Source organism: Azospirillum brasilense (assembly GCF_003349955.1).
Taxonomy (GTDB): Bacteria; Pseudomonadota; Alphaproteobacteria; order Azospirillales; family Azospirillaceae; genus Azospirillum; species Azospirillum brasilense_B.
The window spans coordinates 49,823-74,842 of sequence record NZ_QLKQ01000015.1; the positions used below are offsets into that span (position 1 = coordinate 49,823).

At 66.7% G+C, this 25,020-nt stretch carries 20 protein-coding genes; 9 read left to right on the forward strand and 11 right to left on the reverse strand.

From position 1 onward, the window contains the following. Nucleotides 1-4: 4 nt before the first annotated feature. Genes pxpB through DXK32_RS09215 form a run of 3 tightly spaced genes read left to right on the forward strand, consistent with a single transcriptional unit; the run spans nucleotide 5 to nucleotide 2,597 of the window. Complete coding sequence (gene pxpB, locus DXK32_RS09205) at nucleotides 5-727, forward strand: 5-oxoprolinase subunit PxpB (RefSeq protein WP_114858231.1); 723 nt, start codon at nucleotides 5-7, stop codon at nucleotides 725-727. Continuing rightward, nucleotides 724-1,821: a biotin-dependent carboxyltransferase family protein gene (locus DXK32_RS09210; protein ID WP_114858232.1), complete on the forward strand. Its 1,098-nt coding sequence runs from the start codon at nucleotides 724-726 to the stop codon at nucleotides 1,819-1,821. Before pxpB ends, DXK32_RS09210 begins: the two co-directional genes overlap by 4 nt. Beyond that, nucleotides 1,818-2,597, forward strand: coding sequence for a LamB/YcsF family protein (locus DXK32_RS09215; protein WP_114858270.1), 780 nt, complete (start codon nucleotides 1,818-1,820; stop codon nucleotides 2,595-2,597). The genes DXK32_RS09210 and DXK32_RS09215 overlap by 4 nt, the downstream gene beginning before the upstream one ends. A 10-nt stretch (nucleotides 2,598-2,607) precedes the next feature. On the opposite strand, the gene DXK32_RS09220 is transcribed toward DXK32_RS09215, so the two are convergent. The 3 genes from DXK32_RS09220 to DXK32_RS09230 form a co-directional block, all read right to left on the reverse strand. After that, complete coding sequence (locus tag DXK32_RS09220; RefSeq protein ID WP_183178585.1) at nucleotides 2,608-3,015, reverse strand: response regulator; 408 nt, start codon at nucleotides 3,013-3,015, stop codon at nucleotides 2,608-2,610. Then, on the reverse strand, nucleotides 3,008-4,597 hold the full coding sequence (locus tag DXK32_RS09225; RefSeq protein ID WP_247877065.1) for a sensor histidine kinase: 1,590 nt from the start codon (nucleotides 4,595-4,597) through the stop codon (nucleotides 3,008-3,010). The genes DXK32_RS09220 and DXK32_RS09225 overlap by 8 nt, the downstream gene beginning before the upstream one ends. Nucleotides 4,598-4,803: 206 nt before the next feature. Next, nucleotides 4,804-6,411 carry a peptide chain release factor 3 gene (locus tag DXK32_RS09230; RefSeq protein ID WP_103039104.1) on the reverse strand — a complete coding sequence of 536 codons (1,608 nt, stop codon included), beginning with the start codon at nucleotides 6,409-6,411 and terminating at the stop codon, nucleotides 4,804-4,806. A gap of 271 nt (nucleotides 6,412-6,682) precedes the next feature. Here DXK32_RS09230 and DXK32_RS32065 point away from each other — a divergent pair, with 271 nt between their 5' ends. Beyond that, entirely contained in the window at nucleotides 6,683-7,324 is a 642-nt protein-coding gene (locus DXK32_RS32065; RefSeq protein WP_162801121.1) for a hypothetical protein, read from the forward strand. A gap of 72 nt (nucleotides 7,325-7,396) precedes the next feature. Here DXK32_RS32065 and DXK32_RS09235 read toward each other — a convergent pair whose 3' ends face one another. Both DXK32_RS09235 and DXK32_RS09240 read right to left on the reverse strand, forming a co-directional pair. Further along, nucleotides 7,397-8,413 (reverse strand): aspartate-semialdehyde dehydrogenase, encoded by a 1,017-nt coding sequence (locus tag DXK32_RS09235; protein ID WP_114858234.1) that lies wholly within the window; start codon nucleotides 8,411-8,413, stop codon nucleotides 7,397-7,399. A 285-nt stretch (nucleotides 8,414-8,698) separates the two neighbouring features. Then, complete coding sequence (locus DXK32_RS09240; RefSeq protein WP_114858235.1) at nucleotides 8,699-11,197, reverse strand: glycogen/starch/alpha-glucan phosphorylase; 2,499 nt, start codon at nucleotides 11,195-11,197, stop codon at nucleotides 8,699-8,701. A 301-nt stretch (nucleotides 11,198-11,498) separates the two neighbouring features. Here DXK32_RS09240 and rimI point away from each other — a divergent pair, with 301 nt between their 5' ends. The 5 genes from rimI (at nucleotide 11,499) to DXK32_RS09280 (ending at nucleotide 17,421) form a co-directional block, all read left to right on the forward strand. Further along, nucleotides 11,499-12,704 (forward strand): ribosomal protein S18-alanine N-acetyltransferase, encoded by a 1,206-nt coding sequence (gene rimI, locus DXK32_RS09250; protein WP_247877066.1) that lies wholly within the window; start codon nucleotides 11,499-11,501, stop codon nucleotides 12,702-12,704. Continuing rightward, nucleotides 12,704-14,185 (forward strand): RimK family protein, encoded by a 1,482-nt coding sequence (locus tag DXK32_RS09255; RefSeq protein WP_114858237.1) that lies wholly within the window; start codon nucleotides 12,704-12,706, stop codon nucleotides 14,183-14,185. Before rimI ends, DXK32_RS09255 begins: the two co-directional genes overlap by 1 nt. Before the next feature lie 455 nt (nucleotides 14,186-14,640). Continuing rightward, on the forward strand, nucleotides 14,641-15,114 hold the full coding sequence (locus DXK32_RS09270) for a sigma-70 family RNA polymerase sigma factor (RefSeq protein WP_035676146.1): 474 nt from the start codon (nucleotides 14,641-14,643) through the stop codon (nucleotides 15,112-15,114). Nucleotides 15,115-15,447: 333 nt separating this feature from the next. Then, on the forward strand, nucleotides 15,448-15,675 hold the full coding sequence (locus DXK32_RS09275; RefSeq protein ID WP_247877067.1) for an anti-sigma factor family protein: 228 nt from the start codon (nucleotides 15,448-15,450) through the stop codon (nucleotides 15,673-15,675). A gap of 261 nt (nucleotides 15,676-15,936) precedes the next feature. Beyond that, nucleotides 15,937-17,421 carry an alkaline phosphatase D family protein gene (locus DXK32_RS09280; RefSeq protein WP_114858239.1) on the forward strand — a complete coding sequence of 495 codons (1,485 nt, stop codon included), beginning with the start codon at nucleotides 15,937-15,939 and terminating at the stop codon, nucleotides 17,419-17,421. A 16-nt stretch (nucleotides 17,422-17,437) separates the two neighbouring features. On the opposite strand, the gene DXK32_RS09285 is transcribed toward DXK32_RS09280, so the two are convergent. From DXK32_RS09285 to DXK32_RS09310, 6 genes are all read right to left on the reverse strand, one after another. After that, entirely contained in the window at nucleotides 17,438-17,833 is a 396-nt protein-coding gene (locus tag DXK32_RS09285) for a hypothetical protein (protein ID WP_114858240.1), read from the reverse strand. 117 nt (nucleotides 17,834-17,950) lie between these two features. Beyond that, nucleotides 17,951-18,862 (reverse strand): DMT family transporter, encoded by a 912-nt coding sequence (locus DXK32_RS09290; protein ID WP_114858241.1) that lies wholly within the window; start codon nucleotides 18,860-18,862, stop codon nucleotides 17,951-17,953. A 16-nt stretch (nucleotides 18,863-18,878) separates the two neighbouring features. After that, complete coding sequence (locus DXK32_RS09295; RefSeq protein WP_114858242.1) at nucleotides 18,879-21,464, reverse strand: cation:proton antiporter; 2,586 nt, start codon at nucleotides 21,462-21,464, stop codon at nucleotides 18,879-18,881. A 145-nt stretch (nucleotides 21,465-21,609) separates the two neighbouring features. Further along, a complete protein-coding gene (locus DXK32_RS09300) occupies nucleotides 21,610-23,163 on the reverse strand; it encodes a sensor histidine kinase (protein ID WP_247877068.1) in 1,554 nt (517 codons plus the stop codon). A gap of 82 nt (nucleotides 23,164-23,245) precedes the next feature. After that, nucleotides 23,246-24,046, reverse strand: coding sequence for a response regulator transcription factor (locus tag DXK32_RS09305; RefSeq protein WP_205215679.1), 801 nt, complete (start codon nucleotides 24,044-24,046; stop codon nucleotides 23,246-23,248). After that, a complete protein-coding gene (locus DXK32_RS09310; protein ID WP_114858274.1) occupies nucleotides 24,039-24,578 on the reverse strand; it encodes a hypothetical protein in 540 nt (179 codons plus the stop codon). The genes DXK32_RS09305 and DXK32_RS09310 overlap by 8 nt, the downstream gene beginning before the upstream one ends. Between the last annotated feature and the right edge of the window lie 442 nt (nucleotides 24,579-25,020).

Sequence of the window (25,020 nt, forward strand, 5' to 3'; positions counted from 1 at the left end):
CATCATGGACGTCCGTTTCACAACGGCGGGCGACACGGCCTTCAACGTGGAGTTCGGCGAGGGCATCGACCGCCCGACCAACGCCCGCGTCATGGCCCTGCACGCCCGCCTGAAGGCCGCCGCCCCGCCGGGTCTGGTGGAGACGGTGCCGACCTTCCGCTCGCTCCAGGTCGTCTACGACCCGGCGGTGACCAGCCGCCACGAGGTTCAGGCTGCCGTGGAGGCGGAACTGGCCCACGCCGGGGACGCGCCGGCCGACGGCACGCTGTGGCGGCTGCCCGTCTGCTACGACGCGGAGTTGGGGCCGGACCTCGCGGAGCTGTCCGCGTCGCTCGGCCTGTCGGCGGAGCGGCTGATCGACCTCCACGGATCGACCGAGTATTTCGTCTACATGCTGGGCTTCATGCCGGGCTTCGCCTACATGGGCGACCTGCCGGCGGACCTGGAAAAGCCGCGCCGGAGCGAGCCGCGCGTCCGTGTGCCGGCGGGTTCCGTCGCCACCGCCGGGCGGCTGACCACCGTCTATCCCTGGGAGAGCCCCGGCGGCTGGCACCTGATCGGGCGCTGCCCGGTGCCGCTTTACGACGGCGCCCGCCCCTCGCCGGTCCTGCTCGCCGCCGGCGACCGGGTGCGGTTCGAGGCGGTGGACCGCGACCGCTTCGACGCGCTGTCCCGCGAGGCCGCGGCGGGTCGCTTCGATCCCGACACGCTGAGGGCCGAGCCATGAGCGCGCCCTCCCCTGCCCCCTGCCTCACCATCGTCCGGCCGGGGCTGTTCGCCACCATCCAGGACCTCGGCCGCTTCGGCCATCAGGAACTCGGCATGCCGGTGGCCGGCGCGCTGGACCCGATCGCCCTGCGCCTCGCCAACGCGCTCGTCGGCAACCCCGAGGGCACGGCGGGAGTGGAAATCGCCCTGCTTGGCCCCGCCCTGAAGGTGGAGGCCGACGGCGTCCGGATCGCCGTCGTCGGCCCGATGGCGCTGAGCCTGGAGCGCGAGGGGCAATCGCCGCAGCCGCTGGAACCCCACCGCAGCCACACGCTGGCGCCCGGCGACGTGCTGAAGCTGGGCGCCGTCAGCGGGGCGGCGGTGGCCTATCTGGCGGTCGCCGGCGGCTTCGCGCTGGAGCCCTTCCTGGGCAGCCTGTCCACCTACGTCCGCGCCGGCATCGGGCCGCTCGGCGGCAAGCCGCTGGGCGACGGGGCGCGCCTGCCGCTCAACCGCAACGACGCCCCGCCGGGCACCGATGTGGAACTGCCGGAACCGCCCGATTATGGCGGCGGGCCGGTGCGGGTGGTGCTCGGTCCGCAGGAGGACCGCTTCACCGCGGAGGCGCTGGAGACCTTCCTGTCGGCCAGCTACCGCGTCGGCAAGGACGCCGACCGCATGGGCCTGCGGCTCGACGGGCCGACGCTCGCCCACACCGGCTCGGCCGACATTCCGTCGGACGGGCTGGTCACCGGCTCCATCCAGGTGCCGGGCAACGGCCAGCCGATCCTTCTGCTGAACGACCACCAGACGGCGGGCGGCTACGCCAAGATCGCCACGGTGATCTCCGCCGATCTGCCCCGCGTCGGCCGGCTGAGCCCCGGCGGCGCCCTCAGCTTCCGCGCCGTCACGGTGGAGGAGGCGGAGGCGATCCGGCGGCGCCAGGAACAGACCATCGCCGCCTGGGTCCGCGCCATCCGCCCGGTGCGTCCGGCGGGCGGCGTCGATCTGGACGCGCTTTACGCGGAAAACCTCGTGTCCGGGGTCGTCGACATCGTCAACGGCAACGGCGACATCCTGAACCGGGAAGAGATGTGCGGGAGGGCACCATGACCATCACCGTGAATCTGAACGCCGACCTGGGCGAGGGCTTCGGCGCCTACGACATCGGCGACGACGACTCCATGCTCGGCATCGTCGCCTCCGCCAACATCGCCTGCGGCTTCCATGCGGGCGACCCGCTGGTGATGACGCGGACCGTCCGGAACGCGGTGGCGAAGGGCGTCAGCCTGGGCGCCCACCCCTCCTACCCCGATCTCCAAGGCTTCGGGCGCCGCCCGCTGCGCATGTCGGCGGCGGAGGTCGAGGCGATGGTCGCCTATCAGATCGGCGCGCTGATGGGCGTCGCCGCCGCTGCCGGCGGGTCGGTCACCCATGTGAAGGCGCACGGCGCGCTGAACAACATGGCGGCGGTGGACGAGGGGCTGGCTCTGGCGATCGGGCGGGCGATCAAGGGCGTCGATCCCAACCTGATCTATCTCGCCACCGCCGGGTCGGAAATGGCGCGGGCCGGGCGGACGCTGGGCCTGCCGACGGCGGAGGAGGTCTTCGCCGACCGCGCCTACGACGACAATGGCAACCTCGTGCCGCGCGGCCAGCCCGGCGCGATGGTCCACGACCCGGACGTGGCGGCGGCCAACGTCCTGCGCATGCTGGAGGACGGCGTGATCCTGTCGGTGACCGGCACGCGCATTCCCTGCACCGTCCATTCCGTCTGCGTCCACGGCGACGAGCCGAGCGCCGTCGCCATGGCCGGCAACCTGCGCCGCACCCTTGAGGCCAAGGGGGTCCGCATCGTTCCGCTGCCGGATCTGCGCGACCGCTTCTGACGGGTTGGGATCACGCCGGCCGCAGCTTCGCCGCCTGGGCGAGGCTGGCGAGCGTGTCCAGGATGACCTGAGGGCTGACCGGCTTGCGCAGCACCACCAGCGGCTGCCAGCGGTCAGACGTCAGGTCGTCCTCCCCCGCCTCCATCGACAGGAAGCCGGTCATCACCAGGATCGGCAGCCCGGCCGCCCGGGTCCGCAGCTCGCGGATCAGGGCACGGCCGTCCATCCGCGGCATGCGCAGATCGGTGATGACGAGGTCGGCAGGGTCGGCGCTGTAGCGCTCCAGCCCCTCCTGCCCGTCCTGGGCCAGGGTGACGCGGTATCCCTTGCGGGACAGGAAATCCTCCAGCGCCATGGCGGCGAGGGCTTCGTCCTCGGCCACCAGGACATGCAGCGGAGCGGTGACGGGGTCAGGCATGAGCGCGCTCCACGTCCTGAACGGAGGGATGGGACACCGGCAGGGTGATGGTGAAACGGACGCCGCGGCTTCCGTCGTCGTGGCTTACGTTTGCGGCGTCGATCCGGCCGCCCATCGAATCGACGATGCCGTAGCCGATGGACAGGCCGAGGCCCGACCCCTTTCCGACCTCCTTGGTCGTGAAGAAGGGGTCGAAGATGCGCGGCAGGATGTCCGGATCGATGCCGCCACCGTCGTCGGTGATGGTGATGACAGCCCGGCCGGCGGTGAGGTCGCAGCGCATCCCGACGGCGATCCGCCCGGCCGCCGGCGACCCGTTGGGGTCGGCCCGCCATTCCAGGATCGCGTCGCGCGCGTTGGACAGCAGATTGATCACAACCTGCTCCAACTGCAGCGGGCGCCCGCGCGTGACGCAGTCGACGGTCGGAACGTCGCTCACGATCTCGATGTTTTCCAGGGCGAACTGGTTGGACACCAGCTCGACGGCGGAGCGCACGCAAGCCGCGGGTTCGAAGCGCTGGGTCGCGCCGTCGCGGCGGCTGAAGGTGCGCATATGGTCGATGATGCGGCCCATGCGCTCCGCCTGCTCGGACATGATGGTCAGCACCTTGTCCAGGCGCGCGGTGTCGGTATCGCCGTCGCGCAGGCGGGACAGGGCGTTCTCGGCCCAGATCCGGATGATGTTCAGGGGCTGGCTCATCTCATGGGCCATGCCGGCGGCGAGCGTGCCCAGCGTCGCCAGCTTGGAGGTCTGGACCAGCTCCTCCTGAAGTCTCTTGCGGTCGGTGATGTCGCGGGAACTGCCCAGGATCTGGACCACCCGCCCCTCCTCGCCGCGCACCGGCACCAGAACGGTGTGCCACGTGCGCCGTCCGACCGGAAGGTCCAGCGTCTCCTCGTAATCGATCGGGCCACCGGCGGCGACGCAGGCGCTGTAGCGTTCGACCACCGCCTCCGCGGTCTCCGGCGGAACGGCCTCGCGGACCAGCCGGCCACGGATGGTCTCCGGATCGATCCCGGTCGCCCGCGCGTGGGCGGGGTTCAGCGTGTCGAAGGCGAAAGCGCCGTCCGGCAGAACCGTGACGACGAACAGCCCCTCGGCCAGATTGTTGAAGAAGCTGGCGTAGCGCAGCTCGGCCTGGCGCCGGATCTCGATCTCGCGCTGAAGGGCTCCGTTGGCGTCGGCGAGCTGGGTGGCGCTGGGCAAAGCGAGCGCCCTGGGCATCTGCACCCACAGGGCCACGGCGGTCAGCACCGACACCAGCGCGGTCAGCGCCTTTACGATGCCTTCCACGGCATAGTCGGGGTACCACAAGGTCCACAGGCTGAAGAAATGCGTCGTGCCGCAGGCCAGGATGAAGGCGGCGAACAGCCAGACGATCCAGGTGAAGGCGACGTCTCGGCGCTTCAGAACGAAGTAAAGCAGCGCGACCGGAATCGAATAATAGGAAAGACCAGTCAACACATCGGATACGATGTGCAGGGTCAGGATTTCCGGACGCCAGAACAGGCACACGCCGTGAGGCAAGTACGCGCTGGTGTCGAAGAAGGCTTCCACGCCACCGAACATGCCGCCCCTCATTTTTCGGTCTCCGGCCACGGTTCAGCCGGGTCCGGTAATTCCGCCGTTTCTTTGATCTCGCCACAAAAGCTTGAAGCACAACGCCTTGCAGCACCACGCCGCGGAGGCTGCATCGGCGAACGCTACTCGAATCACACGGGCGGGGCAACACGCGGAACGCGATACCAGCCTTTGGTCAGCGCGCTCCGCATGGCTCCGGATGAGTGTTACGCCGCTGTGTGCACCTTACGGTTTTGCTCGCGGGTCTTCAGGAAGCGCAGGGCCGGGAAATCCTCCTGCGTGCGGTTCAGGTGCCAGGCGTTGCGGGCCAGGAACACCAGCGCTCCGTCATGGTCCTCCGCCGCCGCCGAGCGGTTGAGGTCGAGGAATTTCTTGAGCTGGTCCTCGTCGTCCGTCTCGATCCAGCGGGCGGCGTCCACACCCGCCCCTTCGAAGCGGGCGGCGAGACCGTATTCCGCCTCGATGCGGGCGGCCAGCACCTCGAACTGCAGCTGGCCGACCACGCCGACCACCCAGTCCGCCCCGGTCAGCGGCTTGAACACCTGGGAGGCGCCCTCCTCCGCGAAATGCTCCAGCGCCTTGCGCAGGTGCTTCACGCGCATCGGGTCTTCCAGCCGGACGCGCTGGAGCAGTTCCGGCGCGAAGCTCGGCACGCCGGTGAAGCGCAGGTCCTCGCCCTCGGTCAGCGTGTCGCCGATGCGCAAGCTGCCGTGGTTGGGGATGCCCATGATGTCGCCGGGCCACGCCTCTTCCGCCAACTCGCGGTCGCGGGCGAGGAACAGCACGGCGTTGTTCACCGCCATCAGCTTTCCCGACCGGACATGCTTCAGCTTGGCGCCGCGCTTGAACTTGCCCGAGCAGATGCGCACGAAGGCGATGCGGTCGCGGTGGTTGGGGTCCATGTTGGCCTGGACCTTGAACACGAAGCCGCTGAACTTGCCCTCGTCCGGCTGTACGGAGCGCTGCTCCGCCGGCTGGGGGCGCGGCGGCGGGGCGTTCTCGGCCAGCCCCTGGAGAAGCTCGCGCACGCCGAAGTTGTTGATCGCCGAGCCGAAATAGATCGGCGTCAGATGGCCGGCGCGGTAGGCCTCCAGGTCGAAGGGCGGCATCAGCCCGCGGGCCATCTCCACCTCTTCGCGAAGCTTCGCCACCGCATGGTCCGGCAGAAGCTCGTCGAGGCGCGGGTCGTCGAGGCCGTTGCACTCGATGCCGTCGTCGATCTCGTCGCCTTTGGTGCGGTCCATCAGGATCAGGCGGTCGCGGATCAGGTCGTAGCAACCCAGGAAGTCGCGGCCCATGCCGATGGGCCAGCTCGCCGGGGTAACCTCCAGCGCCAGCGAGCTTTCGATCTCGGAAATGAGGTCGAAGGGGTCGCGGGCCTCGCGGTCCATCTTGTTGCAGAAGGTGATGATCGGCACGTCGCGCAGGCGGCAGACCTCGAACAGCTTCAGGGTCTGGCTCTCGATGCCCTTCGCCCCGTCGATCACCATGACGGCGCTGTCCACCGCGGTCAGCGTCCGGTAGGTGTCCTCCGAGAAGTCCTCGTGGCCCGGCGTGTCCAGCAGGTTGAAGGTGCGCCCCTCGTAATCGAAGGTCATGACGGAGGCGGTCACGGAGATGCCGCGCTCGCGCTCCACCTTCATCCAGTCCGACTTGGCGCGGCGCTGCTCGCCGCGGGCCTTCACGGCGCCGGCCATCTGGATGGCGCCGCCGAACAGCAGCAGCTTTTCGGTGAGGGTGGTCTTGCCGGCGTCGGGGTGCGCGATGATCGCGAAGGTTCGACGCCGGGAAACAGCGTCCAGAAGCTCGGACATGCGCGTTCCCGTAACTCAGCGGTGCAGACAACGGCGAAGAGGGCCGGGAGGCGGAACGCCCCACGGCCCTCTTCGTTCGGACGTATAGATAGCAGCGTGGACGACAAGGTTCCAGCGTTGAAACTTTTTCCATATTCGCGCTAAATTCGTCAACGCTATCAATAACAGATTTAGCTATAATCTTCTATCAAGGAGATAATATATTGATGTCAGTAAAAAATTGATAATGAAAAATCAAAAACCACGCCAGATATAACGAAAGAAGCAACCCATGTTCGATAAGATTATAGAAAAATATTGGCCGCAAGTTAAGGAAAATTTTCTGTCTTTTTTAATTGGATTTATTGCCTGTGCGATTATTTTTGGATTATCAAGCCAAACAAACCTAGGAAATAGGGTGTTTTCGTTTCTTCTTGATTTGTCTGGAAAGACAAACAAAGAGATAGCTGATATTATAGAGTCTCGCGAAGTTTCCATAAAAGAACTTCAAGAGAAAAAAAGCGAAATCGATTTAATATATAAAAACCTCAATCTAGCATCTGAAGAAAATAAAAATCTGAAGGACAGAATGGATGAAATTAATTCAATTATTTCTGAAAAAAACAAAGTGATTAATTCGTTGATTTTAGAGAATGAAATTCTTAACAAAGAGAAAGTATTAATAAAAAAGAACATCCCTCTTGCAGTAGGGAGCATAGGATTGATAGAAGAAAATTTTTATATCTACTTAGAAGGAATACAAATCTATGGGAAAAATGCGGATTGCCGAATACAATTCACAGGAAGCTCGGCAAGCATAATATTAAGTAAAAAAAGGGCAATAAACATTGCGAGTAAAAACAAAAACTATCTTATAAGGGCATCTGAAATAGAAATAGATATCTGCTCTATAGAAGTAGAGGCGGCAAAATAGGTTTTATATTATAAGGTTAATTCGAATTCGCTTCCGTGCTGGCGACAAAGCCGCCAGCACGGAAGCGAATCATTAGGACAGCGATAGTTCAGCGATCTGCACCGCGTTGAGTGCGGCGCCCTTCAGGAGCTGATCGCCGCAGACGAAGAGGTCGAGACCGTGGTCGCCGAAGATCAGGCTGGTGCGGATGCGGCCGACCTCGACGTCGAACTGGCCGGTGGCGTTGATCGGCATCGGGTAGACGCCGTCGGCCGGCACGTCCTTCACCACCACGCCCGGCGCGTCGGCCAGGACGGCGCGGGCGGCGTCCGGGGTCACCGGCGACAGCGTCTCGACCGTGATCGCCTCGGAATGGGCGCGGTAGGTCGGGATGCGCACCGCCGTGCAGCTCACCGGCAGGTCCGGGATCTCCAGGATCTTCCGGGTCTCCCAGGTCACCTTCATCTCCTCCTTCGTGTAGCCGTTCTCCTGGAAGGCGTCGATCTGGGGGATCAGGTTGAAGGGGATCGGGTGACGGAACACGCTGTTGACGACCGGCTTGCCGTCGAGCTGGTTGCGGGTCTGCTCCTCAAGCTCGGCCATGCCCTCCGCACCGGCGCCGCTGGTCGCCTGGTAGGTGGAGACGATCACGCGCTTGAGGCCGAAGGCCTTGTGCAGGGGCCCGAGCGCCACGACGGCGATGGCGGTGGTGCAGTTCGGATTGGCCACGAGCTTGGCGTCGCCCATGGCGTGGGCGTTGATCTCCGGCACGATCAGCGGGACGTTGTCGTCGTAGCGGAAGGCCGAGGAGTTGTCGATCACCAGCGCCCCGCCCGCGGCGATGGCCGGCGCATGCTCCTTGGCGAAATCACCGGACACGGCGAGCAGGACGATGTCGTACCCCTTCACCTTCTCGACGTCGAACGCCACGAGGGTCTTCTCGCCGAACGGGGTCTCGACGGTCCGGCCGGCGCTGCGCTCCGACGCGAACAGGCCAAGTTCCGCGACCGGGAACGAACGGCGGTGAAGAACATCGACCATCTCGCGGCCGACGGCGCCCGTGGCACCGACGATGGCAACGCGGCGAGGAGAAGGAGAAGAGGTGCTCATGGGTGTGGTCCGTCCTTTGGTCTTGCCCGCATCGAGCGTGGACGGCGGCCCCGGATACACCAAGGCCCCGTCCGTGTCCGGCGGGGCCTTCGTGGTGGGTGAAGCGTCTTACTCGATCAACGCACGCCACCGTCCGACGGCCCGCCGGAGCGGGTCGTTTTGGTCGTGGTGGTGGTGATGGCGAGCGAGCGATTCATAACCCGCTAGATAAACGAAAGGCGCGGGGCTTGTAAAGCGCCCGCGCCTTCGTACCGCAATTTTTGTCCGGCTCCGGACGAGGCCGCGTCAGCCCTCGGTTTCGGTCGCATGCTCCGGCTTCACGGGATGCACGTCCCAGATCTCCGTCGCGTACTCCATGATGGTGCGGTCGGAGGAGAACCAGCCCATGTTGGCGGTGTTCAGGATGGCCTTGCGCGTCCACTCCTCCTGGTCGCGGTAGAGGTCCATGGCCTTCTGCTGCGCCTCGCAGTACTCGGAGAAGTCCGCCGTCACCAGGAAATGGTCGCCGCCGTCGGTCAGCGCCTGGAGGATCGGATGGTAGCGGTTGGGATCGTCCGGCGAGAAGACGCCGGTGGAGATCATGTCCAGCGCCCGCTTCAGGCTGGGGTTCGACGCGATGACGTCGCGCGGGTTGAAGCCGCCGCTGGCCCGCAGATCGTTCACCTCCTCGGCGGTCAGGCCGAAGATGAAGATATTGTCCTCGCCCACATGCTCGCGGATTTCGACGTTGGCGCCGTCCAGCGTGCCGATGGTCAGCGCGCCGTTGAGTGCCAGCTTCATGTTGCCGGTGCCCGACGCCTCCATGCCCGCGGTGGAGATCTGCTCCGACAGGTCGGCCGCCGGCATGATGATCTCCGCCGCCGTCACGTTGTAGTTCGGCAGCAGGACGATCTTCAGGTTGTCGTGCACCGACGGGTCATGGTTCACCACCTTCGCCACATCGTTGATGAGCTTGATGATGAGCTTGGCCATGTGATAGCTCGGCGCCGCCTTGCCGGCGAAGATCTTGGTCACCGGCACCCAGGACACGGTCGGGTTGTCGCGCATCTCGTTGTACAGCGCGATCGCCTGGAGGATGTTCAGGAGCTGGCGCTTGTACTCGTGCATGCGCTTGACCTGCACGTCGAACAGGCTGTCGACCTGCACGTCCACCCCGGTCTGGCGCGCGATGTAGGCGGCCAGCCGCTTCTTGTTCTTCCGCTTGGCGCGGCGGAACTCCTCGCGGAAGACCAGATCGTCGGCCTTCTCGGCCAGCGCCTTGATCTGGCTGAGGTCCTTGATCCAGCCGTTGCCGATGCGGCTGGTGATCAGCGCGGCCAGCGGCTGGTTCGCCTGATGCAGCCAGCGGCGCGGCGTGATGCCGTTGGTCTTGTTGTTGATGCGCTCCGGGAACTCCGCGTGGAAATCGGCGAAGACGGTCTGCTTCATCAGCTCGGTGTGCAGGGCCGACACGCCGTTGACCTTGTGCGAGCCGAGGAAGGCCAGATTGCCCATGCGCACCCGGCGGTCGCCGCGCTCGTCGATCAGCGACAGGCGGGACAGCCGCCCGTTGTCGCCGGCCGCCCGCGCCTTGGAGCGGTTCAGGAACTTGGCGTTGATCTCGTAGATGATCTGCATGTGGCGCGGCAGCACGCGCTCCATCATGCGCACCGGCCACGCCTCCAGCGCCTCCGGCAGCAGCGTGTGGTTGGTGTAGGAGAAGGTCGCGCGGGTGATGTCCCACGCCTTGTCCCAGGTCACGCCGTGCTGGTCCACCAGCAGCCGCATCAGCTCGGCGATGCCGATGGCCGGGTGCGTGTCGTTGAGCTGGATCGCCGCCTTGTCGGGCAGGCTGTCGAAGTTGGAATGGTGCTGCAGGTAGCGGCGCAGGATGTCCTGGAGCGAGGCGGAGGTGAAGAAATACTCCTGCTTCAGCCGCAGCTCCTTGCCGCCCTCCGTCGCGTCGTTCGGGTAGAGGACGCGGCTCAGATTCTCGGTCAGCACCTTCTGCTCGACCGCCTTCATGTAGGCGCCGTCGTTGAAGTGGCCGAAATTGAAGTCGCGGGTGGCGCGGGCCGACCACAGGCGCAGCGTGTTGATCGTGTCGCCGCCGTAGCCGACCACCGGCGTGTCATAGGCCATGGCCAGCACGCGCTCGGCGTCCACCCAGCGGTAGGCGCGCTCACCCACCGAATCCCGGAACTCCTCGACGCGGCCGTAGAACTGGACGGGGTACAGCACCTCCGGACGCGGGAACTCCCACGGGTTGCCGAATTGCAGCCACTGCTCCGGATACTCGACCTGCCAGCCATGCTCGAAGCGCTGCTCGAACAGGCCGAACTCGTAGCGGATGCCGTAGCCGTAGCCGGGCAGCCCCTCCGTCGCCATGCTGTCGAGGAAGCAGGCGGCCAGACGGCCGAGACCGCCGTTGCCCAGCGCCGCGTCCGGCTCCGCCTCCACCACGTCGTCGAGGTTCAGGCCGATGCGGTCGAGCGCCTGACGGCACTGGTCGGTGATGCCGAGGTTGGCGAGGCTGTTGGTCAGCAGACGGCCGATCAGGAATTCCAGCGAGAGGTAGTAAACGCGCTTGGCGTCCTGCTGGTAATAGGTCCGCGTCGTGTCCATCCAGCGATCCACGAGGCGGTCGCGCACGGCCAGCGCCACGGTGTGGAACCAGTCGCGCCGGGTCGCCGCCCGCGCGTCCTTGCCGACGGAATAGACCAGCCACTCCAGAAACGAGCGCTTCAGCCCGTCGACATCCAGACTGCGGCGTTCGATCTCGCGGGACTTATACCGAGCGTCCATGTCTTGACTTTCTTCTTTCCAGGGCCAACTGGAGCGGCGGTTATTCAGCCGGTCTTCCATCGGCGGCAGTTTCCGGGGTCCATGGTTAAGCAACGTTTAAGTCGCTGCGCCAACCAGTCGAATCGACCTGTCGAATCGCCTAGGCCGTTCGTCCAGAGCAACAGCCAAGACTTGCCCTTGTGCCACACGCGCTGTGTCAAAACGCAAACCATCCCCGCGGCGCAGCGTGGGTCGGTAATCGCTGCGAAGCCCCGCCGGAGGGAGTAAGATGGCATCCGTGTCAGCCTCTTTGAACCTCCCGATGCTCGACAATACCGTATCGGCGGATTCCCGCCAGGACCTGCCCGGCGACGCCACCATCCTGCTCCGTCAGGCCCAGCCGGCGGACATTCCCGCGCTGCTGGCCATCGAGGAGCGGTGCTTCGCCACCGACCGTCTGACCCGACGTAGTTTTCATTATTTGCTGACGAAAGCCAAGGCCACAGGACTTGTGGAAGTCCACAGCGGGGCGGTCGTCGGCTACGCGCTGGTGTCCTTCCATTCCGGAACCTCGCTCGCCCGGCTCTACTCCTTCGCCGTCGATCCCGACCACCGCGGCCAGGGGGTCGCCAAGCGCCTTCTCGCCGCGGCGGAGCAGGCCGCCCGCTCGCGCGACTGCATCTATCTGCGGCTGGAGGTGCGGCGCGACAACGCCGCGGCGATCGACCTCTACAAGAAGGCCGGCTACCGCGAGTTCGGCGTCTACACCGATTACTATGAAGACCATATGGAGGCGCTGCGGCTGGAGAAGCGCCTCGGCCACAGCGGCCCCAGCGCGCCGCTGGGCGGGCCCCTGGTCCCCTACTACCAGCAGACCCTGGACTTCACCTGCGGCCCGTCGGCCCTGATGATGGCGATGAAGGCGCTGAAGCCCGCGGAGATCGAGCTGGGGCGCAAGCTGGAAATCCGCCTGTGGCGGGAATCGACGACCGTCTTCATGACCTCCGGCCATGGCGGCTGCGGCCCGTTCGGGCTGGCGCTGGCGGCGGCGCGGCGCGGCTTCGCGGTGGACATCCACATCAAGGACAACGCCACCCCCTTCCTGGACAGCGTGCGCAGCGACGAGAAGAAGGAGGTCATGCGCATCGTGCACGAGGACTTCCTCGACGAGCTGGAGGGCAGCGGCGCCACCGTCCGCCACAACACCCTGACCGCCCAGGACATGGCCGACGCGGTGGCGGGCGGGGCCATCCCCATCGTGCTCATCAGCTCCTACCGGATCTATCACGAAAAATTTCCGCATTGGGTCGTCGTGACCGGTGCCGACGACCGCTTTCTCTATGTTCATGATCCGCTTGTGTACGATCGTCACCACGCTCACATCGACCGGATGAACATGCCGATCCCGAAAGCCGACTTCGAGCGCATGGCCCGCTACGGCAAGGCCCAGTTGAAGGCCGCCCTTCTCCTCCGCCCCCAGCTTTCTGATCGGGCTGCCGATGGGGCCGCCAAGGGGTCCGCCGCCTGATGCCGGCGCATCTGCTGGTCGTCGACCGCCGGGCGGACGTGAAGTGGGCGAAGGACGGCCTGCCGGTGGTCAGCGCCCGCGACTACATCGCCCATCCGGAGCAAACGCCGCGCGGCGCGCGGGTGCTGAACCTGTCGCGCAGCTACCGCTATCTGGGCACCGGCTACTACGTCTCGCTGCTGGCGGAGGCGCGCGGCGAGCGGGTGATCCCCTCGGTCCGGACCATCCTGGACCTGTCGCAGAAGACCTTCTACCGCGGCCAGCTGGCCGAGGTGGAGGAGGCGCTGCGCAAGACGATCAAGCGGATGGACCACCCGCCGGAGGCGTCCTTCAACCTGACGCTCTTCTTCGGCCACGCCGACGACTCCCGGTTCCAGGACATCGCCCGCACGATCTTCGATCTGTTCCGCTGCCCCCTGCTGAAGGTTCAGGTGCGGCTGAAGGAGGGCTGGGCCATCCACGCCCTGGAACCGCTGTCGCTGGCCGACCTGCGCCCCGACCAGGAACCTTTGTTCCAGGCGGCGCTCGACGCCCACACCCGGACCTCCTGGCGGGAGCCGACGGCGAAGGCGCCGCCGCGCTACACGCTGGCCATCCTGCACAACCCGAAGGAGGAGCTTCCTCCCTCCAGCCCACGCGCGCTCCAGAAATTCGTCAAGGCCGGGGAAAGCCTGGGCATCGCGCTCGAGCTGATCGAGAAGAAGGACTACGCCCGCCTCGCCGAGTTCGACGCGCTGTTCATCCGCGAGACGACGAATCTCGACCACCACACCTACCGCTTCGCCAAGAAGGCGGCGGCGGAAGGCATGCCGGTGATCGACGACCCGAACTCGATCCTCAAATGCACCAACAAGGTCTATCTGGCCGAGCTGCTGCGCGCCAACCGCATCCCGGCGCCCAAGACGGTGATCTTCGACAAGCGCGGGCTGGCGACGCTGGACCAGGAGATCCCCTACCCCATCGTCCTGAAGATTCCGGACGGCTCCTTCTCCCGCGGCGTCTTCAAGGTGCAGACCCGCAGCGAGCTGGACGCGACCGCCGAAAGCCTGTTCGAGCAGTCCGACGTGATCCTGGCCCAGGAGTTCATGTACACCGAGTTCGACTGGCGCGTCGGCGTGCTGAACCGGCAGCCGATCTATGTCTGCCAGTATCTGATGGCGAAGAAGCACTGGCAGATCGTCAAGCACGGCGGCAACGGCCGGGCCGAACAGGGCTCCTCGCGCACCCTGGCCGTCGAGGAGGCGCCGCGCGAGGTCATCGAGACGGCGGTGAAGGCGGCGGGCCTGATCGGCGACGGTCTCTACGGCGTGGACGTGAAGCAGAGCGAGCGCGGCGTCTTCGTCATCGAAATCAACGACAACCCCAGCATCGACCTCGGCGTCGAGGACGCCAAGCTGAAGGACGGGCTGTACCGCCTCATCATGGGCGAATTCCTGCGCCGCCTGGAATCGCGGCCGCGCAAGCCCGGCTCTGGCGCCTGAAATCCTCCTTCGGGCAGTTCCGCCATCCGTTTGGATGACCCCCACATTCCAATCACTTCTCCTCCTAAGATGTTTTCGGCTGTGGCCGCCGGGGAACAAGCCTCTTCCCACCGCGTTATGAAATCAACGTCACCACGAACGGGAGCAACACCGAAGCGCATCAACGCTTTGGAGTTGCCCAGGCTGGAGAGCGGGAGACCGTTGATGACGACGAACTGCTCGATGTGCTGCGCCGGACCGATGCCCGGACACTGCTAGGCAGCACCACCGGAATCCACCCAACCGACACTGAATCACGGGACCGGCGCGGCCATACGGCCGGCGCCGGAAGAGACCACGCGTCGACACGGCGATCATCGCCCACCGAACCCTCGGGAACCGAACTCGGGACCGGGGCGCCGTCACCACCGACCGGCAGCCCCGCCGAATGAAGAGAAGCTGGAGGAAGAGCGACAATGGCGTATTGTTTCGAATCCGAACTGATCCGTTGCATGCCGAACCTGCAGCGTTATGCCTGCAAATTGACGCGCGACGTCAGTGCTGCCGAGGATCTCACCCAGGATTGTCTTGCCCGCGCCCTGTCCCGCCAGCATCGTTTCGAGCCCGGCACCAACATGCAGGCCTGGTTGACCACGATGCTGAAGAATCTGCATTTCAACAACCTCCAGCGTGAAAAGCACGTCACCAAGGTCGAACTGTGGGACGGCGCCATGTCGGTCGAGGCGTCCCAGATCGCCCGGCTGGTGTTCCGCGACGTCGACCGCGCCTTCGGCGCACTCACCCCCAGCCAGCGCAAGGTCGTGAAGCTGGTCGCCATCGAGGGCCGCCCCTATCAGGAGGCCGCGGAGAAGCTGAACGTCTCCATCGGCACCATCCGGTCCCGCCTGTGCCGGGCCCGCGAACGGCTGAACAACCTGATGGCCGCCTAAGGGAACCGCAGGGAATGCGCCGCGGGGTATGGCAGCCGTACAACAGGTTGATTCTTCCGTCGCGTCCGGACAATCCGTCGCCGGAACAACCGAACGGAGTGGCTGTTACATCCCGCGAGCGAGACGAGCAGGGCTGCCGCGGAGTGGCTGAACATCCATGGGGAACGAACGGATAGGCTCCGCCAACCATTTGGCGGTACCGTGACCATCCCCATAAGATGAGGTAGGAAACCACTCCCGACGCCGTGCCCGCCACACTATATTGAACTCTGCGTCGCGGATCGTTTCCGTCTCGGGGGGATGGCCTCCGGAGGCGTTCCGGGATCAAAAGATATGAAGCGTGTGACGATGAACCATATCAACGCATATCTTGACGGTGCCTTGGACGATAAGGAGCGTCAGGAGTTCGAGCAGTCCGTAGAGGACGATGCCGACGCGAAGGCCGTGGTGACCTTCCACAGAAGCCATGTGGATGAGCTCCACCGCCTTTACGATCCTGTGCTGGAAGAACCGGTGCCGGCGCGCATGCTCGAGCTTCTGAGGCAACGCCGCAAGAGCTAGCCCCCGATTCCCGCATTTCATCGTCACATAGGGGCGACCGGGTGACTCGGCCGCCCGCTTTTTTTGCCCGCCCTTCGGCCCGCGCGCCGGTTTTCCCGTGGGTGCGGCGGGGCCTCCCGCATTTCCACGCGGCCTCCCCCTTCGGATCAACGCTTGCCCCTTTTACAGACCAGCGGCTTTTCCCATAAACAGGAGCCGCGGAAACGGAAGCTGGGCCATGGGCGCCCGGACCGGCGGGAACGAAGAGGATGAACAGCGTCCATGGCGCGCGGCAGGCCGGCACCGAACATCATTCTGGGTCCCGTCCTTTATTTCCGGGGAGAGCAGGGCGACCGTTGGTGGCTCTCCGCCCTCTTCGTGTTGGAGGGCGAGGCCGAACCCTACGATCTGCGGGTGGACGGCGTCACCCTGCCCGTTCCGCCCCGCCATCTGGCGCAATGGCGCAACCGGCACGTCTGGCGCTTCGATTTCGCCATTCCGCGCGGTGCACGCGACGTCGAGGCCGCCTATGGCTTCACCGACGGCGCGTCGCCGGGGGACACTTGGGCGGTGACCGTGCCGGGACGCGCGTCGCCGCCGCGGATCGCCTATGTCTCCTGCAACGGTGTCGAGGACGAGGAGAAGATCGCCGGGCTGGACGCGCCGCGCAACGCCCTGTGGGGCGACCTGCGGCGGCGCCACGAGAGCGAACGCTTCCACCTGCTGCTGCAGGGCGGCGACCAGCTCTACGCCGACGCGGTGTGGCGCCAGCCGCCGCTGCTCAGCGCCTGGAAGAAGCGGACCGACGCCGCCCGCCTGGAGGAGCCGTTCACCCACGCCATGGCCGAAGAGGCGTCGGACTTCTATTTCGACCTCTATCTTCGGGTCTGGGGCCAACCGGAAACCGCGGCGGTGACGGCGCGCATTCCCTCGGTGATGATGTGGGACGACCACGACATCTTCGATGGCTGGGGCTCCCACCCCGACGAGGAGATGATGTCGCCGGCTTGGCGCGGCGTCTATGCGGCCGCCCGCCGCCACTTCTCGCTGTTCCAGCTGGCCGCCATGGAGGGCGCCCAACCGGAATGCGTGTGGGGCGCCCCCATGGATTCGTTCAGCCAGGGGTTCCGGCTCGGCGACGTCGGCGTTCTGGCGCTGGACATGCGCAGCGACCGCACCCCCCGCCGCGTTCTGTCGGACCGGGTGTGGGACGCCCTGCCGGAATGGCTGGAGCGCTTCAAGGGTTGCCGCCATCTGATCCTGATGTCCAGCGTGCCGCTGCTCTACCTCGACACCGGCGTGATGGAACGGGCGGTCAGCCTGTCACCCGTCCGCGTCGGGATCGAGGACGATCTGCGCGACCAGTGGCGCAGTCCGGCGCACGCCGAGGAGTGGTTGCGCCTGCTCGGCCTGCTGGCGGAATTCTCGCGGCGCACCGGGTGCCGGGTGACGTCCGTATCGGGCGAAATCCACGCGGGCGCGCGGGCCGTGCTGCGCGGCGGCGGGGTGGAAATCTGGCAGCTCATCGCGTCGGGGGTCGTCCATCCGCCGCCCGCCAAGGCCACCGCCTTTGCCCTGGAATGGCTGGCCGGCCGCAAGGAAACCCTGCCCAACGGCTCTGTCTTCGAAATGCCGGCTTTCCCTGAATCGGGCAAGCGCATCATCCGGCAACGCAACTGGCTGTCGCTGATCTTCGACGGCAAGGGGCAGATTCACGCCCGCTGGTCCGCCGAGGGCCAGCCGAACCGCTACACACAGGTGATCTGAGCGAAGCCGGACCGGATCACTCCGACGGCGGTGACCGGCGGCGGTTGCGCAGATTGAGCGCGTTGAGGAAGCTGGTGGCCTGCGCCGGCGTGGCCGGGCCGCCCCCCGGCGCCTTGGCCGAGGTCGCCAGGAAACCGCCGACACGGGCGCGCAGCTCGACCGAATCGTGGGCGGCCTGATCGGCGGTCTCCGCCACCTGACGGCGCACGTCGGCGTCGAGCGTGTTGAAGGCGCGGGTGGCGAATTCGAAGGCCGGCTGGGACTTGGTGGCGATCACCTGCCGCAGCGCCTTGGAAACCAGAACCGTGTCCAGCCCGCCGGGGCCGTCCACCCCGTCCAGGACGTCAGCCAGGATGCCGATGGCCTGCAGGGTCTGGTTGTCATCGAGCGAGATGGGCTCCAGGCCGTCCATGACACTCACTTCCGATGTGGTTTGCCGAAGCGTGGTTGAACCGGCGGACGCCGCCGGACATGTTGCCGGTGCGGGGAAGCATAGTCGGACCGCCCCGCCGAGGCAATGCGCACGGCGTCAGACCGTACGCTTGGCACTCCGGTTCACCAGGGCGACCCCGGCCACCGCCAGCGCCATGCCGGACAGGGCCAACAGCCCCAGCCGCTCCCCGAACATCGCCCAGGCGATCACCGCGGTCACCGGCGGGACCAGATAGAACAGGCTCGCCACGCGCGCCGCGGCACCGCGCCGGATCAACAGGAACAGCAGGAAGATCGCTCCCACCGACAGCACGAAGCTGAGCCACAGCAGGGCGAAGACGAATTCGCCGGTCCAATTGATGCGCATGGTCTCGAACAGCGGGGCGAGCACCGCCAGCACCGCCGCGGTCGCGGCGTACTGGATCGCGGCGCCGCTGCGCAGGTCCATCGCCGTGCCGTGGCGCTTCTGGTAGAGCGTGCCGAAGGTGATGCCCAGCAGGGCGGCCAGCGCCAGCCCGATGCCCAGCACGTCGGTCGAGTCGAAGTGCAGCTTCTCGCCCACCACCAGCCCGACTCCGGCCAGCCCCATCAGGAACCCCACCCATTGCCGTCCGCTCACCCGCTCGCCCAGCAGCGGGCCGGAGAGGGCGGCGGTCAGCAGCGGCTGGATGCCGACGATCAGCGCGGTCACCCCCGCCGGCATCCCCTTCGCGATGGCGCAGAACACGCCGGTCAGGTAGACGCCGTGCACCAGCAGCCCGGCCAGCGCGATCCGCCCGGCCTCGGCCCAGCTCTTCGGCCAGGGCGCGCCGGTGACCAGGGCGACAATGCCGAGGATCACGGCGACCAGCCCCAGCCGGACCAGCAGGAAGGTGAGCGGCTCCGCGTAGGGAAGGCCGTACTTGGCGCCGATGAACCCGGTGCTCCACAGCAGGACGAAGACGCCCGGCATCAGGCGCACCCAATCGGGCCGCCCGCCCGTGGCGGCGGTGGTCGCTTGCACGGTCATCGTCTCTCGTCGTCTCCTATCCCCGTGCCTGCGCGCTTTCGGCGGCGGGGGCCTCGACCACCGCGGGCGCCTCCGCCACCGGTGTCGCAACCTCCTGAGCGGCCTCGGCCGGCTTCGGCGGCGGGTTGCGCCGCGCCTCGGCCACCGACTGGAGATGGGCGCGCAGGCTTGCGTCCTTCTTCACCAGCCGATGGAAGTCTCTCACATCCAGGACCAGCAGTTGGCAATAGCCCATCGCGCGCACATCGGCGTTGCGCCGCTGGCGGGTCAGCAGGGCCATCTCGCCGAACACCTCGCCGGTGCCCAGTTGGACCGGCTCGTCCAGCCCCGGAACCAGCACCTCGACGGCGCCGGACGCGATGAAGAACATGGCGTCGCCGCGCTCGCCGCGCCGGACGATGGTCTCCCCGGGCAGGACCAGCCGCGGCTTCAACAGGGTGGCGATGCCGCGCAGGCGGTCGCCCTCCAGCCCCTCGAACAGCGGCACCCGCCCGACGAGGTCCATCAGATCCAGCCGCAGATCGAGCTTCGGCAGGGCGTCGAGCGCGCGGCGGCGGTCGTCCAGATCGCGTTGCAGGTCGCTCAGGATCTCCTGGCTGATGATCGATTCGGCGAAGAGCGCCCGGTAATCCGCCTCCTCCAGCCGTAGGGCGGCGCGGCTGACGTAGCGGCTCTGCAGGATCAGCGCGTAGTCGGGGTATTGCAGCTTCAGCGCCGCCAGGGCCTGCTCGACCATGGCGAGGCGCACCGTCAGGATGCCTTCCAGCTCGCAGGCGACGTCGGTGCCCAGCACCTGCCCGACCTTGTCGTTGATGAACTCCAGCAGCTCGCGCTGCACGGTGCGCACGCCCAGAAGGATCTCGAAGCGGAAGGCGAGCCGGCGCGCCAGCGGCGCGTGGATGCCCAGCCGGCGGTGCAGCAGGCTGGCCACCCGCATCCAGGGCGTGAAGGAGATGAAGGGCTCCTCGAAGGCGCGGTAGCCGGCGCGCCCCTGGGCCTTCACCGCGTCGAGCAGGCGGCCCGTCCGGCGGTTCAGCAGCTCCGCCACCCCGCGCGACAGGATGCCCTCGCGGAAATGCTCGTAGTAGCGCTCCTCCTCGCGGTTCACCAGGATGACGAGGCCGATGGTCACGCGGTCCTCGTTGCTCAGCGGCGCCTCGGTCGACCGCTCCCGGACGATGGCGTCGAGCCGGTCGCCGTATTGCGACACGATGGAGCCGACGGCCTGCTCGTCCACCTCGTAGCGATGAGCCAGCCCCTCCACCCGCTCGCGCACGCCGGTCAGCGACAAAGCGAGCGCGCGGTTGCGCATGGCGTGCTCGACCGGCGACAGCTTGTTGAGGCCCAGCAGGTTGATGACGGCGCGCAGCGTCGTGCCGTTGATGAACAGCGTGTAGAAGACGAAGCCGGTGACCAGCACGGCGACGAAGCCCTGGACCCGGTCGGGCACACGCCCGTTCTCCGTGACGGCCAGGGCCAGCGTCAGCGACACCGCGCCGCGCAGGCCGCCCCACAGCATCACCGCCTTGTAGGCGTGGCTGACCCGCTGGGCCAGACCGGCGCCGGACAGCAGCGGCAGCAGGCCGAACAGCACCAGCGCCCGCGACACCGTGGCCGCCCCGACCACGACCAGCACCAGCCCGACGTCGCTCCAGCCGATGCCGCCGAGCAGGCGCGGCACCAGCAGCGCCGTCATCAGGAAGATCAGCGAGTTCGCCCAGAAGCCGAGCTGTTTCCACACATGCTCCAGCGCCCCCCAGGTGGCCGGGGAGATGCGCGTGCGCCCGATCGAGCCGACGACCAGCGCCGCCGTGACCACCGCCACGACCCCCGACGCGCCGACGTAATGCTCCGCCAGCACATAGCTGAGATAGGCGAGCGCCACGGTCAGCGTGATTTCGGCCATCGGCTGGTCGCGCACCGGCTCGACGATCATGCAGACCACGCGCCCGCAGACATAGCCGGTCGCCACGCCGCCGGCGAAGTCGCGCAGGAACTCCATCGCCGCTTCGGTCGCCCCGCCATGGGCGTTGCGGGTGAGCATGCCGAGCAGCAGCGTGAACAGCGCGATGGCCGCGGCGTCGTTCAGCAGGCTTTCGCCCTCGACCAGCATGGTCAGGCGGCGCGGCGCGCCGAGGTCGCGGAAGATGCTGACGACCGCCGCCGGGTCGGTGGTGGCGACGATCGCCCCCAGCAGCAGGCAGGCGATCAGCCCCATCGAGGTGAAGAGGTTGAGCGCGTAGCCGACGGCGAAGGTGCAGACGAACACCGCCACCACCGCCATCAGCAGGATCGGCCAAACATCGTCGAGCAGCCGCCGCACGTCCACCGCCAGCGCCGTTTCGAACAGCAGCACCGGCAGGAAGATGTAGATCAGCACCTCGGACGAGATGTCCATCTCGGCCAGGGAATTCAGGAAGTCGTGGAAGGGGCCGGTGCCGCCCTGCCCGGCAAAGGTCTGGATCGCCAGCCCCAGCGCCACGCCCACGGCGGCCAGAAGCACCGTGTAGGGAACCCGCAGCCGGGACGCCAATGGCGGCAGCAGACTGACCAGCGCCAGGAGGCCGGAAACCGCGAGGACATAGATGACGATGACGTGCATGGGGCTGCCTTGCCGGATGAGGCACGGGCCGCACGGTATCGCCCGATTGGGGCGGGAGCAAGGTCAGGATAAGGGACAAAGCTGTTCCGTACGTGTGACCGGACGTACGGTCCGGCCACACGGGTACGGAGAGGAACGTACGGGCCTACGCCACCGCCAGGGTCACCGTCATGCGGAAGCCGCCGGTGGCGCGGTTTTCGGCGCGGACCTTGCCGCCGAAGGCTTCGATGTTCCGGCGCACGATCCACAGGCCGATGCCGAAATGGGTCGCTTCGGCCTGGTTCTGGGCCGCCGCGTCCTCCGGCATGCCGCGTCCCGGCTCGCGCTGGGAGAAATAGCGCTCGAAGATGCGCGGCAGGTTCGCCGGATCGACGCCCGGCCCCTCATCCTCGACCACCAGTTCCGCCCAGGCGCCGTTGCGGGTCAGCCGCACGCTGACGGTGCCGTCCGGCGGCGAGAAGCTGACGGCGTTCTCCACCAGATTCTCGATGACGGTCTCCAGGATGTCCTCGCTGGCCCGGACGACAACCCCGGATTCGATGCGCGAGCGCATGTGGAGCTGCCGTTCGGCGAGCAGGCTGGTGTAGCCGCCGGCCATGCGCTCGACCAGATCGGACAGGTCGACGCGGCGGCGCGGCGGGACCAGCAGGTCGGCGGCGGCCTCGTCCATGCGCCGGCCGAAGGAGACCAGACCGTCGAGCTTGTCCACCGACTTCTCGATCATGGTCAGGGCGCGCTGGCTGCGGTTGTCCTCGGCGGGAAGAGAGCGGCGCAGCGGCTCCACCGACTGGCGGATGACCGCGATGGGCGTCTTGTAGGCGTGGGCGTTGTCCTCCGCCGCGCGGCGCAGCGACCGCGCGCTCTCGCGCAGGGTGTCGACCAGCCGGTCGAAGTCCTCGGCCACCCCGGACAGCTCCGGCACGGTGTTGCGGTTGGTGAAGGACCCCTGCCCGCTCTCGCCGATGCCGCCCGACACGATGTCGCGCGCCAGATCGCCGAACCGGTGCAGGTTGCGCCAGACTCCCAGCAGGACGGCCATCACCAGCGCCGCCATGACGATGTAGATCATCGCCGCGGCCTGGACGACCGGCGTGCTCCAGTAGGGGCGTCCCAGGGAGGATTCCAGATAGCCGCCGGCGGTGTGGCTGGTCACCAGCGCCCAGCAGCCGAAGGCCGTGTTGATCGGCGTGACCGAGGTCAGGATCTCGTAACCGCCGGAGGCGCGCGGCAGGCGCAGGGCCAGCGGCTCGTTCCCGGCGCAGGAGGCGCCCAGCCGGTCCAGCACGCCCTGTTCGAGGAGCTGGTGCCGTTCGGCGTCCAGGTCGTCGGTGGGCACCGACGGGGCGGCGGCGACGTAATAGAAGCCGTCGCTGCCCATCAGGTTGTTGCCGGCCAGGGCGCGCGGCCGGACCAGCAGCTTCAACCGCGTGTTCCCATCCGCGAAGCGGCGCAGGATGGGACCAAGCTGCGGCAGGGCCGCGCGGTTGGCGCGGGACAGGTCCGGCTCCAGCGCGCGGGCGATCAGCTCGCCCTGCCGCTGCGCGCTTTGCAACAGCAGGGTCTGCGTCGTGGTGTCGGCGCGCTGGAACTGATCGTAGATCAGCACCGGAACCGCCAGGAAGACGATGGTCAGCAGCGCCAGCCGGCTGGCCAGCGAGTGCCACAGCCACCGCAACCGGCCGCCGGGGAAACCCGCCATGGAGAAGCCTCCCTTGGTGGGTTCCGCCCCGTCCCGCGCGCCGTCAGGCCCGCCGTCGGGCACCCCGTCAGGCCCGCGGGCCTCAATCGGCAGCAGCGCCATCGGCCATCACATCCGCGTCGTCGTCGCGCGTGCGGCCGGTGCCGCCGGTGCCGTTGCCCCAGCGGTAGCCGAAGCCCGGATAGTTCTCGATGCAATCGAACTCGGCGTCCACCACGCGGAACTTCTGGCGGATGCGCTTGATGAAGGCGCGGACGTTGGCGCGGTAGCCCGACGGACCGTAACCGGCCAGGAAGCCCTTGCCATGCACGAGGTCGTAGATCTCGCGGTAGGACACGTCCTCTTCCGGACGGGTCGCCATCAGCTTGACGATGTTGAACTCGGTCAGCGTCAGGTCGATGCGCTTGCCGTTCCACAGGGCGCGGCTGTTGTCCAGGCGCAGGTCGAGGTTGCCGAGCGCATAGACCGATTCCTTCGGCCCCTCGGCCTCCTCGGGCGTGCCCTTGGAGCCGTCCACGATGAGGCGCATGCGCTTCAGCAGGATGGACAGGCTGCGCGACTTCTCCACGAAGTCGAGCGCGCCGCCGGCCAGCGCGGCCTCTTCGTAAATCTGATCCGACAGCACGGTGAGGAAGATCACCGGCAGGTCGATGCCGCGGGAGCGCATCTGGCGGAGGACGTCGATGCCGTCCATCTTCGGCATGCGCCAGTCCAGCAGGACGATGTCCACCGAACCGCCCTCGGCGAAGAAGTCGAGCGCGGGTTCGCCACGGTCGAAGGTGATGACCTCATACCCCTCGTCGGCGAGGTTGAGGCTGAGGGATTCGCGGAACAGGTCATCGTCGTCGACCAGCGCCACGCGGGCGACGGCGGGCTCAGTCATTGCGGACATCCCAGCCTTGGGCAAGGAGTTGAGCGAAGCATCGTTTATCGACATCTGGGACATTTTCGCTGCTCTTCATATCGTAGGAAAGGGCACGGAAGTCCTGGGAGGACGTCATGTCCATGAAGAAGAAGACTTTGAGCGAACAGTCGCCCTTAGCGTAATGCCACACCTTTGCAGGTGGCGCCTCTTCCGTTGCGGCAGGGGTGCCCAGGAGACGCCGGGTCTGGACTTGGTCCAGGCCGACGAGCGTTTCGGGGGACAGGGTGGCGGGCGGGCTGGCGCCGCCGAACGGTACGGGGGGCAGCCCCGCCACCTCTGTCCCAGCCATGGCGATGACCGCGGCGGCGGGGCCGGTCCCCGGACCGTTCACCGCCGGCGTGGCCGCCTGATCCTTGCCCGCGGTCTTGACGCGCGGAGGAGCAGGTTTCGTCTTCGGCACCGGAACGGCCATGGCGGTCGGTCCGGCGGTCTGCGTTTCGGGAGGAACCGTGGTGCCGGGGCACCCGGCCAGCAGAAGAACCGCCAGCACAAGGCCCGCCTTCCGCCGCCGGCACCCCACTCCGGCGTTGGTTCCAGCCACTTCGCATATGGTACCCGTCATCGTCATCGTCGGGCCTTTCAAGCATCGTGGTTGAATTCGCGGGCGGTGTTGCTGGCCCCATGCCTGCACTTGCCGCCTCCGTGAGATCAAGGTCAGTCCAGTCTGGTTAATGTGGCGTTAAACCCCTGTTTGATACCCCCTTTTTGCGCACATTTGCGGCCAATTTTTGTTCCTACTCCTATCGATAGGTCGGATTTCGAACTAATTTGCCTATTTGTGGGTTAGACAGCAGGGCGCCGGTCGCCTCAAATACCCACACTTCCCTTTGGCTTAACCTGTGACGGGAGACGCACAAAGGGTTTTGCGCACACGGCGCGTAGCACCGTGCGCCCAAGGGCGTGAAAACCGGCGGTTGGGAAGGGAGAAGGAA

Bases quoted from the DNA above. Each gene is read 5' to 3' on its own strand.
- pxpB (WP_114858231.1), top strand. From the start codon at position 5: ATGGACGTCCGTTTCACAACGGCGGGCGACACGGCCTTCAACGTGGAG.
- DXK32_RS09210 (WP_114858232.1), top strand. From the start codon at position 724: ATGAGCGCGCCCTCCCCTGCCCCCTGCCTCACCATCGTCCGGCCGGGG.
- DXK32_RS09215 (WP_114858270.1), top strand. From the start codon at position 1,818: ATGACCATCACCGTGAATCTGAACGCCGACCTGGGCGAGGGCTTCGGC.
- DXK32_RS09220 (WP_183178585.1), bottom strand. From the start codon at position 3,015: ATGCCTGACCCCGTCACCGCTCCGCTGCATGTCCTGGTGGCCGAGGAC.
- DXK32_RS09225 (WP_247877065.1), bottom strand. From the start codon at position 4,597: ATGAGGGGCGGCATGTTCGGTGGCGTGGAAGCCTTCTTCGACACCAGC.
- DXK32_RS09230 (WP_103039104.1), bottom strand. From the start codon at position 6,411: ATGTCCGAGCTTCTGGACGCTGTTTCCCGGCGTCGAACCTTCGCGATC.
- DXK32_RS32065 (WP_162801121.1), top strand. From the start codon at position 6,683: ATGTTCGATAAGATTATAGAAAAATATTGGCCGCAAGTTAAGGAAAAT.
- DXK32_RS09235 (WP_114858234.1), bottom strand. From the start codon at position 8,413: ATGAGCACCTCTTCTCCTTCTCCTCGCCGCGTTGCCATCGTCGGTGCC.
- DXK32_RS09240 (WP_114858235.1), bottom strand. From the start codon at position 11,197: ATGGACGCTCGGTATAAGTCCCGCGAGATCGAACGCCGCAGTCTGGAT.
- rimI (WP_247877066.1), top strand. From the start codon at position 11,499: ATGCTCGACAATACCGTATCGGCGGATTCCCGCCAGGACCTGCCCGGC.
- DXK32_RS09255 (WP_114858237.1), top strand. From the start codon at position 12,704: ATGCCGGCGCATCTGCTGGTCGTCGACCGCCGGGCGGACGTGAAGTGG.
- DXK32_RS09270 (WP_035676146.1), top strand. From the start codon at position 14,641: ATGGCGTATTGTTTCGAATCCGAACTGATCCGTTGCATGCCGAACCTG.
- DXK32_RS09275 (WP_247877067.1), top strand. From the start codon at position 15,448: ATGAAGCGTGTGACGATGAACCATATCAACGCATATCTTGACGGTGCC.
- DXK32_RS09280 (WP_114858239.1), top strand. From the start codon at position 15,937: ATGGCGCGCGGCAGGCCGGCACCGAACATCATTCTGGGTCCCGTCCTT.
- DXK32_RS09285 (WP_114858240.1), bottom strand. From the start codon at position 17,833: ATGGACGGCCTGGAGCCCATCTCGCTCGATGACAACCAGACCCTGCAG.
- DXK32_RS09290 (WP_114858241.1), bottom strand. From the start codon at position 18,862: ATGACCGTGCAAGCGACCACCGCCGCCACGGGCGGGCGGCCCGATTGG.
- DXK32_RS09295 (WP_114858242.1), bottom strand. From the start codon at position 21,464: ATGCACGTCATCGTCATCTATGTCCTCGCGGTTTCCGGCCTCCTGGCG.
- DXK32_RS09300 (WP_247877068.1), bottom strand. From the start codon at position 23,163: ATGGCGGGTTTCCCCGGCGGCCGGTTGCGGTGGCTGTGGCACTCGCTG.
- DXK32_RS09305 (WP_205215679.1), bottom strand. From the start codon at position 24,046: ATGACTGAGCCCGCCGTCGCCCGCGTGGCGCTGGTCGACGACGATGAC.